Raw genomic sequence first — 13,824 nt, forward strand, 5'->3', positions numbered from 1 at the left:
ACGAAGAACCGGCAAGCGGGTACTCCCTAAGGTCACTGGCAGAGGCGGGGTGTCCGCCGACAGAGGAGAGCGACATGGTTACAGACAGGATCGATCAGGAGGTTCTCAGCGGAGAGAGCTGGAACCTCTTTTGCGAGCAATTGCGCCGCAGTGGCGAGCAGATACTGCGCCCCGAAGCACCGGGCGATGTGCAGACCCGTGCCGAAGGCTTTCGCTATCTCACTCGCTTACTGCGGATTGCCCTGGAAATGCACCTGGAGTTTGCTGATCCGGACTTCCCCGGCTTCATCACCCCGTCCCATGAAACGGCGAAAATTGGCGCTGACAACCCCGATAATTTGTATAGCTATGCGCGCCTGAACGGCGAACATGATTACCGGGTCAGCGGTAACCGTGGCAGCGTTGCCTACCTCAGCTTCGGCTCCCAGAAGGGTGGCTATGAGACGGATGGCAAGATGATTCAGACCGGTTTCCTCGATGCCGGGCTACTGGCGCTGGATGCCGAGGGCAACTTTGAAATCATCCTCAGTCAACGCCCTCCGGCTGAAGGTAACTGGCTGCGGCTGGAGCCGCAGAGTAATGCCCTGATAGTGCGCCAGACTTTTCTTGACCGTAGCAGCGAGCAACCGGCACAACTGCGAATAGAGCGTCTGAGTGCGGGGCATATACCCGATCCGATGTCTGCGCCACGCTTGCAGCAAAGCCTGCAAAGGGTGGGCAGTTTCGTCGAGAACACCGCCCGATTGTTTGCCGATTGGGCCCAGGGTTACCAGGCACACCCCAATCAACTGCCGGCCGCCGACCAGGCGCTGTGCCAGTCAGTGGGGGGCGACCCGAACATCTTCTATTACCACTCCTACTGGGCCCTGGCCGAAGACGAGGCATTGCTGATCGAGGTCGATCGGGTGCCCGACTGCGACTTCTGGAATGTGCAGATCAACAACTACTGGATGGAGTCGCTCGACTACCGCTACCACCGCATCTGCCTGAACAAGCACTCGGCGCGCCTGGACGAGGATGGCCGCTTGCGCATGGTGCTCAGCGGCTTTGATCCCGGCCTGGAGAATTGGCTGGAAACCGCCAGCCATCCCCATGGCACCCTCTGCCTGCGCTGGGTGGGGGCCAAGCATCCCGTGCACCCGACCACTCGCGTGGTCAAACGCAATGAGCTGAAGGAGCTTGTGCGATGAGCGCCAATGATTTTGCCCTTGATGCCTTGCTAGCTGAAGCCAGCGCTCGTGCCGGTGGACTCGAGGATTTCGGTCCCGGCGATTTTCGCCAGGGTCTGCTGATACTGGCTGACGCCCTGAACAGTGAAGCGTGCCTGTCGTCCGCCGGACGGGGCCTGTTGCGCGAAAAACTGCTGGGGCAGTTGGTCAATCGCCTGGTCATGGAGGATCACCTTCGGCGTCATCCGGAAATCCTTGAGCAACCCATCGATGAACCGTTGGTGATCGTCGGCCTGCCGCGCACCGGAACCACACTGCTGCAGCGCACACTGGCGGTGGACCCGCAGTTCAGCAAGGCACAATGGTGGGAAACCCGTTACCCCGCACCCTTGCCCGGTGAAACACTGGAACAGCCACTCAAGCGTATCGCCCGGGCGCGCGCCGAAGTCGCGGGGATGATCGAGTTCCTCCCGCAGTTGCTCGCCATCCACCCGTTGGACGCCGAGCAGCCCGATGAGGAGTTCATGCTCATGGAGCACTCGTTCCTGTGCGCCATGGATTCCTACGTCAATGTGCCGAGCTACACCGCCTGGCTTGACGGCCAGGATCAGACCCAGGTGTATCAGTACCTCAAGCGAACCCTGCAGTTCCTGCAATGGCAGCAAGCGCGTCGGGGCATCGAGCCTGGCCGCCGCTGGTTGCTCAAAAGCCCGCAGCATCTGCATACCCTGGAGCTGCTGTTCGAGGTTTTTCCAAAAGCGCAGGTTGTCCTCACCCACCGCGAACCCGCCAGGACCATTCCTTCGCTGGCCAGCTTTATCCATACCCTCTGGTTGCTCTACAGCGACAAGGTCGATGCCGAGGCCGTAGGAGAGCAGTGGAACCGGCGTATGGCACGTGCGTTACGCCATGCGATGGCGGTCCGCGAGCGTATGCCCAAAGAGCGTTTCCTTGATGTGCACTTCGAAGACACCGTGGCCGAGCCGCAGGCTGTAGTCGAAAGGATCTACCAATTTGCCGGTCTTGAATTGACGATGCAGACCCGGGCGACCATGGGGCAATGGCTGCAGGCAAACGGCCGTGAAAAGCGTGCTGTTCATCACTACAGCCCCGACCAGTTCGGCCTCAGTGAAGAGATATTGCAACGCGACTATGCCGAGTATCGAGCCCGGCATATCCAGGCCTGAAACCTGGGCAACACGAAACTCATAACAATAAGAGGACTCTCCCCATGCTGTTGAAAGACAAGGTCGTGATGGTCTCGGGTGTCGGCCCGGGGCTGGGTATCAAGTTGGCATTGGAGGCCGCGCGCGAAGGTGCGCGCGCTGTTGCCATAGGGGCGCGGGACAAGGGGCGGCTGCTGGAAGCGCAACAACGAATCCTGGCGCTCACCAACACCTGCGAGGTGTTGTGTGTACCCACGGACATTACTGATATCGATGCCTGTAATCACTTCGCCGCAAACACCCTCGAACAATTCGGGCGCATCGATGCGCTGATCAACAGCGCCTTCTCCCATGGCGGCTTTCAGGCCGTGGAGGAGGGCGACAACGCACCATTGCGCGAGGCCCTGGAAGTCAATCTGCTCGGCTCGTTGAACATGAGCCGCGCCGTGCTGGGGCAAATGCGCACTCAGGGCGCCGGCGCCATTGTCATGATCAATACCCTGGGAGTGCGCAAGCCCTATGAGGGTGGTGCTGCCTATGCCGCCTCGAAAAGCGCGCTGGCTGCGACAGTGCGCTACCTGGCGACCGAGCAGGCGGTGCATGGTCTGCGGGTCAACGCCCTGGCATGTGGCTGGATGTGGGGCGAGCCGGTTCAGGCCCTCGTACGCCAGACTGCCGCTGCACGGGGCGTCAGTGAAGAACAGGTACGTGCCGAATTGAGTGCCGGGATCCCGGGGGGACGTATGCGCACTGATGAAGAGTGCGCCCGGGCTGCGCTGTTCCTGGCATCGGACTACGCCAGTGCAATCAATGGCGCGCAACTGGATGCCAACGGCGGCGAGATGATGCACTGAGGAAGAAAACAGATGATTGATCTCTGCGCTTTTAATGGCGATGCAGATGGCCTCTGTGCGCTGCAACAATTGCGTCTTGCCGGGGAACTGGACCGCGAAGTGCGCTTGATCAGTGGGGTCAAGCGCGACATCGGACTGCTCAGCCGGGTCACGGCCGCTCATGGCGAGCGAGTCACCGTGCTGGACGTGGCTCACGAGCAGAACCGCGAGCAGACGCAGCGTTTGCTCGATGCAGGTGCCCGGGTGCGCTATTTCGATCACCACTATGCGGGTGAGCTGCCTCGACATCCGGGGTTCGAATCATTTATCGATACCGCGGCCCACGTGTGCACCAGCATCCTGGTGGACAACTACCTCTCGGGACGAGAGCACCGCTGGGCGGTGGTCGGCGCGTTTGGTGATGGCCTGGCCGGTCCGGCGCGAGCACTGGCCGAACGGCACGGGTTGAACAAAGAAGAAGTGGTGGCCCTGGAAGAGCTGGGTCAGTTGTTGAATTACAACGCCTACGGCGACAGCCTGGAGGACCTGCATTTCGATCCGTTGGCACTCGCAGGCGAACTGTGGCCTTACCGCAATCCAATCGACTTCATCCGCGAAAGCACGAGCTTCAAGATCCTCAGAGCGGGGCACGCCGCAGACATGGCGGCTGCCGCTGACCTGGCGCCGTGGTGTGCAGGCGACGGCGCGCGGCTCTATCGCTTGCCATCGCAACCATGGGCGCGCCGGGTCAGCGGGGTGCTGGCCAATAAACTAGCCGCTCAGGCCCCGCGACAGGCCATTGGCCTGCTCAGTGCCAGGGCCGATGGTGATTGGGCGTTCAGCCTTCGTGTACCTGACGGCACTGAGCTGACGGCGGATGCGTTCTGTCGTCAGTTCCCAACGGGGGGTGGACGCAAGCGCGCAGCCGGGATCAACCGTTTGGCCACGGCGGATCTGCCTGCATTTGCAGATCGCTTGCTCGCAAGTTATCCGTGCAGAACTTGATGAGATCAACGCTCATATACCAACTGGCAAAGAGGGTGCTTAATTATAACTAAACTAAACTGACATTTAGTTTAGTTATAATTTAAACAAATATAAAAGGGGCAGGGTACTGCAAAACCCTCATCCATTGAATCGTTCATCTGCCTTACTCATCCACGCTGAAGCACAAAGGATAATAGTGCGCTGAAACACAAATATTGCCGGTCCGACCGGTGATATCTCGTGATTTCTAACCACAAAATACCTGAATCACCCCGTGAAACCGGGTCATCACTGCACGATGGATGACTGCAATGGTTCACTTTCCAGACCGGACGATTGAAAACAGGCACAAGTACCTTAAAGCATCCGGGTTGCGGGATGCTCATCAACATTTGCTGCAACTGCTCAAGAGCTTTATGACGCCTGATCAGAATCAGGGAACGACCTGTGAAACCAGCGTCCTTGATAACGATGCTCCTCAGTCAGAGTCGGGACAGAAAATTCGCGCTTTCAGACTCGTATGAATACCTACTATTGGTGAACACATTGCGGTATCTCTCAAAACAATCCTGCTGGATATGCAGTCTCAGGAACGGCATGAAACAGCGTCAACAGATCATGTCAGTCCACACGCCGGTTGCGATCAGTTTTCCCCGAGTCCTGGCGTCGTTTTTAAAACGTCTTGATAGCGTGTTGCGCTGGAGGTTGGCCTGCGTGGTTGGTTATCACAAAGAGCGCGGATTGCAGGATGCATTCAATGTGAATTACATCGCCAGCCAGCAAGCTGGGCCAGGTGATGTTTGAGAGAGGCTATGCCTGACTTTAAATCTGGCCACCACTGACCCCCACGTAAGGATACGATATTACGTATAATGTATATTATGTTAAATACAGTATCTGAAAGCCACCTCCGCTCAAGCTCTTTCGAGCGAATACTCAAAGTTGACTGAGGCAGTCGCGAAATGACGAGATTTCTCCTCGATAAGCCATTAACTAATTGATTTATATGTATTTTGCAAAAAATGTAGTGCTGATCTCACCATCGATTGCTACGTAATCATGAGACTGCTATGTATCCTAGATTTTGCCTGTAAGCCTTTGTTTACGTGGGGTTCAGCAGATTTCATCATTTTTGTTGCTAGCTTAGAGTTTATCAATTAATCGTGAGACAGCTTCGCTTAACCCTGATTGCGGATTCGAGATAAAAACCAATAAATACAATGTGTTATCTGTTCTTAACGAAATCGTGAGACATGGCCTGTCGTGTTTTTTGTGAAGATTTGACGAGATAAATCTAGGCTCCGACCGCTCCGACCGCTCCGACCGCTCTGATTGCGTAGGAAGATTTTTGCGCAATCCCAGCGCTTGGATTGCCGAAGATCAAGCCTGACTTAGCCTAGTAGCTCTACCCTATAATGCTTTTTTGAAAAAACTGGGCTGAGAACTGCTCTGCACTAGACCTCATGTAGTGCTGCGGATCTTACTTTCCGGACACAAAATCGTGAGATTTCACCAGTGGATTTAAACCATCTGACTACCCGCCACCCAGAAATTCCAGTCATTAGCGTAGATGTGACGTTTTTACGAGATTTTACCGTGACTACAGCATGTAACGAAATCAGGAGACTAAAAGGATGCATTCACAGGTGTCTCCTTTCTTAATAGGTATTCGAATGGATGTCTGTAAAGTAAACGGGAGGTTAGTGCGGGAATTTAACGAAATATTGAGATAAGTTCAGGTATTCGGTGCGGCGAGGATCTAGAGTTGCGCGATAGTAACGAGCGCGATACCATCGGGCTTTCTTAAATCCCAGCTTCATGAGAAGTGAGGCCGATTATGCAAAATAGGCTTATTACTTCCGATTACTGTCATAACTGGAAGTCTTCTAATGGCACTAACTAACGTCTGGTGGTCATAAATGTCTCGCTCGCCGAAGCCCTTATTCAATACATACGAGTCTTTCCTTGACCAGAATTTCAGTTGCAGCGAGCCAACTACCCCGTGCGTTAAGGCTTACCTTGCTTCGTTCCCCTCTGTGCTAGGGGCTGCACGTGGTTATTTAGCCGTACGATCTTTCCTGCGGGCATTTTCCGATAACGCTCAGACCTTCAGCTCGTATCGCATCCATATTGAGCGGTTGCTGTTGTGGTCATTGCTAATTAACGAGAAGCCGCTGAATAAACTAAAGCGCCAGGACGCTCAGGATTATTTGAGTTTTTGCCGTAATCCACCTCGAGACTGGATTGGGCCTGTGACGCGTAGCCGTTTCGTGAAAAATAATGATGCGCAGGCCGCGCTCGAAGACCCTGTTATCCCTAATCCTAACTGGCGTCCATTCAACATTAAATCGGCGAAACCACGGAATGACTCCGATGATCAAGTGCAAGGAATAATCGAGAGCACATATAGCGCAGCTAACAGCACAATAAATCAAGTTTTCTCGATTTGCAGTCGCTTCTTCGAATTTATGGTTGAAGATGGCTATGCAGCGGCAAACCCTTTCCGAATGATCAAAAAGTCTGGCCGTTATAGTGATGATATTCAAGAGACCGCGGTTACACGTGCATTGACGCCGCTGCAATGGAGCTATGTGCTTGAAACGGCTGAAAAGCTGGCGGAGTCCGAACCTGCTCGGCATGAGCGTACACTGTTTATACTTTCAACATTGTTTGCTATGTATCTACGCGTGTCTGATGTTGTCGGGCGACAAAACTGGAAGCCCTCTATGGGTGACTTCCGCCAAGATCCTGAAGGCAGCTGGTGGTATCACGCCGTGGGCAAAGGTAACAAGATCGGAAAGATTGCTGTCAGGGATGAATATATCAATCTATATCTGAAGCGCTATCGTCGGTTCTTGGGGTTACCCGAACTTCCTGAGATCGGCGAGACCACACCTTTGATCAAGACCCTCAGAGGACGTTCTGGCCTGTCGGATCGACAGGTACGCGCCCTCCTCCAAGTTGTCTTCGACAAAGCTCTTGAAAGAATGCGCATCGAGGGTCGTGCGGTTCACGAGATGGAAAGCTTGAAGGTCGCTTCTCTACACTGGTTGCGCCATACCTCTGCGACCTTCGACGCACCCTTGCGGAACGCCAAAGACCTGCAGGTCGATCTGCGTCATAGCAATCTCAGCACTACCCAGAACACGTATTACCACTCACACGATCAGGAGCGTGCGCACTCGATCAAGCGCTTAGGCTTACGCGATCGTGGTTAAGCGTCGCTTCCGAGCAATAATTGACGTCACAGGAACCGATCTATGAAATGCTCGATTCCCCGAATGCCGATGACCTTGTCAGGGCTCAAACGACCTTGATGGTGCGCGTTGCACCCTGCCGAGAACCTTAGGTCAGGTTTGACGTCTCGATAGGTGGCTTGTTCCAACGCGTTCGGATTTAGAAGTGGTACGTCTCAAAGCGCAGTCTGAACGCCTCTTCCGACGCTGCCTTGTCCTTTCGAAAAAGCCTCAAATTGCGGTCGAATAGACGAACTCACTGACGCCTGGAAAGACAAATAATGATGAGCGACGCTAATCGTCTCTGGCAGCGCGAACGCAAACGGCGCTACGCTTTGTGGGATTTAGAAAGGCAGCAGCCTGGATCTGACCAAGCGATTCAGTACCTGGCGGTTCTTGATGAAATTGAGCGCCAAGATCGGGATGACCCCATTGGCGATGCTGTTTCCATGTCGGTTGAGGAGCTCCGAGAATGCGTTCCAGAAACCGAAATCGTGGAAGTCAGCGGATCCCAGAGCGCGAGATGCAGCACCTCGCAGCACATAGAGAGAGGCGTTAAGCCTTGGCCTGACGAGTCTCACACGAGCACCGTCCTGTCCAGTCGACCGATAAGGTCGATGACAGCCTTCGTTTCCACCCTCGTCCTGATCATATCCAGAGGACGCTTCGAACCAAGCCCACGAACCGGCGTACTCATCCATTCCGTTGCAGCGGCGACATCGTCTTCGAACAGGGTCAAGGCGTTCTCAAAGACAGCAATCAATGCGACCAAGCGATCGCTTTCTAAGGAGTTGAATCGTGCTGCTTTCGCCCTTCGCGCCATCGTTGAGGGAGATACACAAATAGCCTTGGAAATATCCCCTCGCTGCATCTGCAGAACGCTGGCTATCCGCTCAAGGATTTCAAAAGGCAGTCCTTGGTCAATCAGGTCATGAAGCCTGGTACCGCGTGACGGCAGCCCGAGGGTCATCCAAATGCTCTGTGGGATCTTGGGCGCGGGTTGGTATTCCTTGATCGATAACAGCACTTTCACCTCCACCTGAAAAACCTAACACCAAGCCGGGCCAGGTGGCCCGAACTAGCGATATCCCCCATTGCTCGCCCTTAGGATCTGTCCGCCCCAGGAAGACATGGTATCGAGAGGTAGTTAGTTCATCCTAGCCTGTGAGCTTTTGTGCATTCCACGAAATGCTATGCACCGCTTCGCTCGTTCAGAAATCTACACTTGTTGCATGACAAGCGCTTCAAGCACGGATAGTGTCAGCGCCATGATTTTCCCAAGCCCGGCCCTCCCTGACTCGATACCTCCGTCAATACTGGCGAGCGCAGACTTGCTTGTAACGAAGACAGCTTTCCTGGCTGGCATGGTCGCGCCTGAAACCGCAGCGTGCTTGAGCAGAATGTTGATCGACTCTGACGCCCATTTTTCTAAGATCATCGACGGGTACCATACAGAGCCAGAAGTTCTGAAGAGTGCACCTGACTCAGCGAACCAGCAGTTCACATTGATGAGGGTACCTGAGCTTCGTCGACGTATCGTTGCGGCGCTAGCCCACCACTTACACCTTCTCCAAACTCAAGCGTTTCCCGATGGTAAAGGGGCTGTAGCGAGGGTGATCATGCACCGGTATTTGGATCAGCTCGGGCTGCATCCCCACCTATGGTCGCTTGCGCGCGGCTTGGCTCGAAGGCATGCGGAACATCACGCTTTGGCTCCGACTAATAGCACGCGAGTGAGCGAGCCCACTGGTGGAGCCCAGCCGTCAGTTAAATCCACTCTCAGCTTCGTTGAATTCATGCTTGAGGTTTGCCTTGGAGAAGTGGACCAACCACTGCTTCAAATTTAAATTGGGAATAAGCCTCTGGCGGCGATTAGAAAGGTCATTCCCCAGCCCGCACTAGAATCACGGGCTCGGAAGACATTATCACGCCTACGCTGAGCGGAGAGATGCACATGTCTGCATGCTTGCTTCAATTCATCGTTACCTCACCAGAGCCTCATACCTTGTCGCTTCTCTGTCGGGTTCCTGTCGTGTTGTGTCATCAGCAGCTTCTTCATCATGAGCCGTACCGACTATCTCATGGAGCTTGAAAATGAATACAAACACCTCGTCTAGCCAGCCTCGCGTGTTGAGCCTCGAAGAATTTGCCGCACTCATCCGCAAAATGCGGGAGATTTTTTAATGGTCACAGGAGACTCTGGCCGAGCTTGCAGGCTTGAACGTACGGACTGTACAACGCGTTGAGAATGCCAAATCGGCAAGCACTGATACTCGACGTGCGCTCGCAGTTGCTTTCGAGATCGCAGACATCGATGCCTTCAACAAGCCCTTCGACATCCCCTCAGAAGAGGAGTTGAGAGCAGAGAAAGCCCGTATTGAGCGCGACTACATCACACTACCGGCGCTGCCCCTGTCGACTGGACACCAGCTCGCTCAGCTTGCAGAAAGCTCCACAGTAGATGTTTCCCAACCCGGCTTTGAAATGCAGCGTGATGCCCAAGAGGTGTTTGCGTCACTCGTGGACTATTTTCGCGACTACAGGGACTGCGCCAGCGATTATTCAGAAAGCGCCAAATTTGCCGTATACGACGAGATGCAGGAGCTGATCAATGAGCTGCAAGGGCTTGAGGTTTCAATTCAATATGCGACTCGCAAAGTACATCTGAAGGTTTCTGGCGAGCAGTCAGAAGCGAAACCTTTGACCGTACAGATGTCGTATTTAGTTGCTTTCGAACGAGGCAAAGCGCCAGGCGAATTTGCTGTGCAGAAAAAACTGGATTTCCCATTCTGACCAACACAGCGAGAGCAAGGACGCTTTCCCTTAACTGCGCTCCTCTACATCTCAACCTGCGTGCCCAATTCGATCACTCGATTCAGCGGCAAATTGAAGTATTTAAGGTTGCTGTTGGCGTTCTTGAGTAGAAAGGCGAACAGGCTTTCTCGCCACCGAGCCATCCCGATACGCTTGGTCGGGATAACCGTCTCGCGGCTAAGAAAGTAAGTGGTACGCATTGGGCTGAAGTCCAGCTCATTCAAGTGACAGAGACACAACGCAGCGGGTACGTCAGGCTCCTCGATGAAGCCAAAATGAACGCTAACTCGGAAAAATCCCTCACCGTAAGCCTCGACCTCGAACCTCCGATCAGCAGTCACACGCGGGCTGTCTTCAGACACCACTGTGAGCAACACCACCTGTTCGTGCAGAACCTGGTTATGCAAGAGGTTGTGCAAGAGCGCATGGGGGACAGCATCAGCCTTGGCCGTTAGAAACACTGCAGTACCTTGAACCCGATGCGGTGGCTGCGAACGTATGCTGCTGATGAACAACGGCAGAGGAAGTGCGGTCTCGTCCAAGCGCTCAACGATGATCTTCCGCCCCCGCTTCCAGGTGGTCATCAAGATAAACAGACCAATGCCTGCGATCACTGGGAACGCTCCGCCTTGAAAAATCTTCGGAGCGTTAGCTGCGAAGTAAAGGCTGTCTACCAACAGAAAGCCGAGCAGCAATGGGATGGCCAGCCAACGCGGTGTTTTCCAGAGGAGAAGCACTACAGCCGAGGACAAGATGGTGGTGATCAGCATAGTGCCTGTCACTGCAACCCCGTAAGCGGCAGCCAAAGCGCTGGACGACTCGAAGCCAATCACCAGCAGCACTACACCGACCATTAACGCCCAGTTGACCGTGCCGATGTAGATCTGCCCCTGCTCTTGGCTGGAGGTGTGCTGGATAAACATCCGAGGGACGTACCCTAGTTGGATGGCCTGGCGCGTCAGGGAGAAAGCACCGGAGATTACGGCTTGAGAAGCGATGATGGTCGCCAGTGTGGAGAGCGCGACCATAGGCAGCAGTGCCCAGCTCGGCGCTAGTAAATAGAACGGGTTGCGCACAGCCTCTGGGTTTTCCAGGATCAAGGCGCCTTGGCCAAAATAATTGAGTACCAGCCCCGGCAACACCAACATGAACCATGCAAGAGAAATCGGCTTGCGGCCAAAATGGCCCATGTCGGCATACAGTGCTTCAGCACCGGTCAATGCCAATACGACGGCGCCCAAGATCGCTACACCCATGCCAGGATGAGCAACAAAAAACTGCACTGCCCAAACAGGGTTTAGCGCTTGCAGCACTTCGGGCCGCTGTAAAATGCCGTGGATACCGAGGGCGCCCAGCACCACAAACCACAGCACCATGACAGGGCCAAACAGGATGCCGATTCGGGCTGTGCCATGTTTCTGTATCAAGAACAGGGCGACGAGCACGACCACTGATATAGGCACAACCCAGCGCTCGATACCATCAAATGCTAACTGTAATCCTTCGACCGCAGATAGCACCGAAATAGCCGGGGTGATCATGCTGTCCCCGTAAAAAAGTGCAGCGCCGAACAGACCGAGTAGAACCAGTATCTTGCTCATGTGCGGGTAAGGTGCTGCTGCGCGACGAGCTAACGCAGTCAAAGCCATGATGCCGCCTTCGCCCTGGTTGTCGGCACGCAAAATGAACAATACGTATTTGATCGAGACGACCCAGATCAATGACCAAAAGATCAACGACAGAATGCCAAGCACGCCATCGTGATTCACCTGAACACCGTAATGCCCGGAAAAGACCTCTTTCAACGTGTAGAGGGGGCTCGTGCCAATATCTCCGTAAACCACACCGACAGCGGCGACGAGCAAGCCAACCCCTGATGTTTTGGAATGGGAGTCTACGTGTGTAGCGGTCGCGGTCTCACTCAAGGTGGCGCCCTCTCAATTAGCGGGGAGTAACTGCATGCCATCCTTGGGCAATACGTTTTTCCAGGGCCAATTGCAGAGCAAGGCACATGGACGATCTAAAAATCGCGGCCAGTATCGTGGTGAGTAACAAAACCTACCGTAAAGAAATCGTAAAAAACTCGCAGCAGACTTCCCAGAAATCAAGGGCGCAGCCAAGGCTACTTTGATGAGAAAGCAGAGCTACACGGGGTGGTAGGAATATCACTGTAATCATCGTGCGACCGTAGCCGGAAAATTGGCCTAGCCTCAAATTTACTCAACGATTGTCGTAATGCGTAAAAGTGTTAGTTGTTGCTTGCCAAAATAGATGGAGGTGGTTCGTTTTGAAAAAAGAGTGAGTTGCCAGTCAAAACCTGCGTGACCTGTGGTCTTCCCTTCGCATGGCGGAAAAAGTGGGCAAGCTGTTGGGGGGAGGTGCGCTACGGCTCGGAGCGCTGCCGCCGCCATAAAAGCTGAACCGCGCAAAAGACTCTAGAAGGCTACCAATCCACCTTGGCGAGCAACTACGAGAGCTTCAAATACTGGTCAAATGCTCAGCTCATTCTCGACTGAAAGCCTTGCATGATCAGTGCGGCTTTTTCCCAGCATTCACCCCCGAAGCGCTGCTCGGTATCCTTCCCTAATGCAATGCCAAGGAACACAGGTCAGTGCAGTCCAGCTTCAAGGCTAGGGTTTTTCAGGGACGAACAAGGATTATTCATGAGCGGTTACGCTGTCGAAACATACCGCTATTGGACACGCATGCGTTTTATATCCCTTTGAGGTGGTTCACCAAAAAGACGGCTGTATTCGCGACTGAACTGCGATGAGCTTTCATATCCGACCAGTCCGCCGGCACTACTCGCATCTACATTCTGACTCAACATCATCTGTCTCGCAGCTTGCAGCCTGAGTTGTTTCTGATACTGCAGCGGACTCATTCCGGTGACCGCCCGGAAGTGCTGACGAAATGTGGAGGGGCTCATATACGCTGTTGCTGCTAGGTCATCCATGCGCAGCGCCCGACTGAAATTGAGCTTGAGCCAAGCTACCGACTTTGCGATGTGCTGACTCGGAGAGCCGGCACTGACAATGTGGAGCAATTGCGGCCCGTGGGCACCATTCAGTAATCGAACTACGATCTCTTCTGTGATTAGCGGAGCAATTGCGGCGATCAAACATGGCTCATCAAGCAGTTCAACCAGCCGCTCAAAAGCGTTCAGCACACACACGTCCAAGGTCTGAACAGTGACAGGTCTAAACCCATCATCTTTAATGCGTTGAGATAGCTGAAGACGCTCAGCAATCTGCATAACCATGGTGTTGTCGAAAGTCAGCATCATGCCTAAATACGGCTGCGCGAAGCTGGCTTGGGTGACATTCGCTATCACTGGAAGGTCTACGCTCGTGACCAGGGACTGCCCCGGAGCATAAGTGAGCACCTCCTCACCCACCATGACTTGCTTGCTGCCTTGCAAGCATAAACCGATACCCAAGCCATATATGCAGTGCAACGGCTCTGTAACCGCATTGCGTCGATAAAGGCTTAGGCCCGGAATGGCTGTTTGGTAGTCGCAATCACTGCGCGCAATTTGGCTAACGAGGTCAACCAAACGGCCAGTGTCGCCGTCGGTAAGGCTATTTTTAGAAGCAGCAAGCATATTCATCTCCTAAAG

At 54.1% G+C, this 13,824-nt stretch carries 12 protein-coding genes; 8 read left to right on the top strand and 4 right to left on the bottom strand.

Going from position 1 to position 13,824, the window contains the following annotated elements; genetic code table 11:
• Positions 1-74 precede the first annotated feature (74 nt).
• From B0D71_RS02625 to B0D71_RS02655, 6 genes are all read left to right on the top strand, one after another.
• Positions 75-1,190 (top strand): DUF1214 domain-containing protein, encoded by a 1,116-nt coding sequence (locus B0D71_RS02625; RefSeq protein ID WP_103393350.1) that lies wholly within the window; start codon positions 75-77, stop codon positions 1,188-1,190.
• Complete coding sequence (locus tag B0D71_RS02630) at positions 1,187-2,356, top strand: sulfotransferase family protein (RefSeq protein WP_103393351.1); 1,170 nt, start codon at positions 1,187-1,189, stop codon at positions 2,354-2,356. The genes B0D71_RS02625 and B0D71_RS02630 overlap by 4 nt, the downstream gene beginning before the upstream one ends.
• Before the next feature lie 44 nt (positions 2,357-2,400).
• On the top strand, positions 2,401-3,189 hold the full coding sequence (locus tag B0D71_RS02635) for an SDR family oxidoreductase (RefSeq protein ID WP_103393352.1): 789 nt from the start codon (positions 2,401-2,403) through the stop codon (positions 3,187-3,189).
• A 12-nt stretch (positions 3,190-3,201) separates the two neighbouring features.
• Positions 3,202-4,173 (top strand): DHH family phosphoesterase, encoded by a 972-nt coding sequence (locus tag B0D71_RS02640; RefSeq protein ID WP_103393353.1) that lies wholly within the window; start codon positions 3,202-3,204, stop codon positions 4,171-4,173.
• 579 nt (positions 4,174-4,752) lie between these two features.
• Positions 4,753-4,959 carry a hypothetical protein gene (locus tag B0D71_RS02650; protein ID WP_103393355.1) on the top strand — a complete coding sequence of 69 codons (207 nt, stop codon included), beginning with the start codon at positions 4,753-4,755 and terminating at the stop codon, positions 4,957-4,959.
• 1,115 nt (positions 4,960-6,074) lie between these two features.
• A complete protein-coding gene (locus B0D71_RS02655; RefSeq protein WP_103393356.1) occupies positions 6,075-7,373 on the top strand; it encodes a tyrosine-type recombinase/integrase in 1,299 nt (432 codons plus the stop codon).
• Positions 7,374-7,968: 595 nt separating this feature from the next.
• Here B0D71_RS02655 and parS read toward each other — a convergent pair.
• The gene (gene parS / locus B0D71_RS02665) at positions 7,969-8,418 is read right to left on the bottom strand and encodes a type II RES/Xre toxin-antitoxin system antitoxin (protein ID WP_240635657.1); all 450 of its coding nucleotides are present in this window, start codon (positions 8,416-8,418) and stop codon (positions 7,969-7,971) included.
• 192 nt (positions 8,419-8,610) lie between these two features.
• On the bottom strand, positions 8,611-8,829 hold the full coding sequence (locus B0D71_RS31185; protein WP_133160912.1) for a hypothetical protein: 219 nt from the start codon (positions 8,827-8,829) through the stop codon (positions 8,611-8,613).
• A 779-nt stretch (positions 8,830-9,608) separates the two neighbouring features.
• Here B0D71_RS31185 and B0D71_RS02675 point away from each other — a divergent pair.
• Positions 9,609-10,184 carry a transcriptional regulator gene (locus B0D71_RS02675; RefSeq protein ID WP_240635658.1) on the top strand — a complete coding sequence of 192 codons (576 nt, stop codon included), beginning with the start codon at positions 9,609-9,611 and terminating at the stop codon, positions 10,182-10,184.
• 44 nt (positions 10,185-10,228) lie between these two features.
• Here the strand turns inward: B0D71_RS02675 and B0D71_RS02680 are convergent, their stop codons facing one another.
• Entirely contained in the window at positions 10,229-12,130 is a 1,902-nt protein-coding gene (locus tag B0D71_RS02680) for a potassium transporter Kup (protein WP_103393360.1), read from the bottom strand.
• A 378-nt stretch (positions 12,131-12,508) separates the two neighbouring features.
• Here B0D71_RS02680 and B0D71_RS02685 point away from each other — a divergent pair, with 378 nt between their 5' ends.
• Positions 12,509-12,625 carry a DUF2256 domain-containing protein gene (locus B0D71_RS02685; RefSeq protein WP_103393361.1) on the top strand — a complete coding sequence of 39 codons (117 nt, stop codon included), beginning with the start codon at positions 12,509-12,511 and terminating at the stop codon, positions 12,623-12,625.
• A gap of 272 nt (positions 12,626-12,897) precedes the next feature.
• Here B0D71_RS02685 and B0D71_RS02690 read toward each other — a convergent pair whose 3' ends face one another.
• A complete protein-coding gene (locus tag B0D71_RS02690; RefSeq protein WP_103393362.1) occupies positions 12,898-13,809 on the bottom strand; it encodes an AraC family transcriptional regulator in 912 nt (303 codons plus the stop codon).
• Positions 13,810-13,824: the final 15 nt, after the last annotated feature.

It is taken from the genome of Pseudomonas laurylsulfativorans (genome assembly GCF_002906155.1).
GTDB lineage: Bacteria > Pseudomonadota > Gammaproteobacteria > Pseudomonadales > Pseudomonadaceae > Aquipseudomonas > Aquipseudomonas laurylsulfativorans.

Excerpts from the sequence above, each read along its gene's own strand:
- B0D71_RS02625 (WP_103393350.1), top strand. The coding sequence starts at position 75 with ATGGTTACAGACAGGATCGATCAGGAGGTTCTCAGCGGAGAGAGCTGG.
- B0D71_RS02630 (WP_103393351.1), top strand. The coding sequence starts at position 1,187 with ATGAGCGCCAATGATTTTGCCCTTGATGCCTTGCTAGCTGAAGCCAGC.
- B0D71_RS02635 (WP_103393352.1), top strand. The coding sequence starts at position 2,401 with ATGCTGTTGAAAGACAAGGTCGTGATGGTCTCGGGTGTCGGCCCGGGG.
- B0D71_RS02640 (WP_103393353.1), top strand. The coding sequence starts at position 3,202 with ATGATTGATCTCTGCGCTTTTAATGGCGATGCAGATGGCCTCTGTGCG.
- B0D71_RS02650 (WP_103393355.1), top strand. The coding sequence starts at position 4,753 with ATGAAACAGCGTCAACAGATCATGTCAGTCCACACGCCGGTTGCGATC.
- B0D71_RS02655 (WP_103393356.1), top strand. The coding sequence starts at position 6,075 with ATGTCTCGCTCGCCGAAGCCCTTATTCAATACATACGAGTCTTTCCTT.
- B0D71_RS31185 (WP_133160912.1), bottom strand. The coding sequence starts at position 8,829 with ATGATCTTAGAAAAATGGGCGTCAGAGTCGATCAACATTCTGCTCAAG.
- B0D71_RS02690 (WP_103393362.1), bottom strand. The coding sequence starts at position 13,809 with ATGCTTGCTGCTTCTAAAAATAGCCTTACCGACGGCGACACTGGCCGT.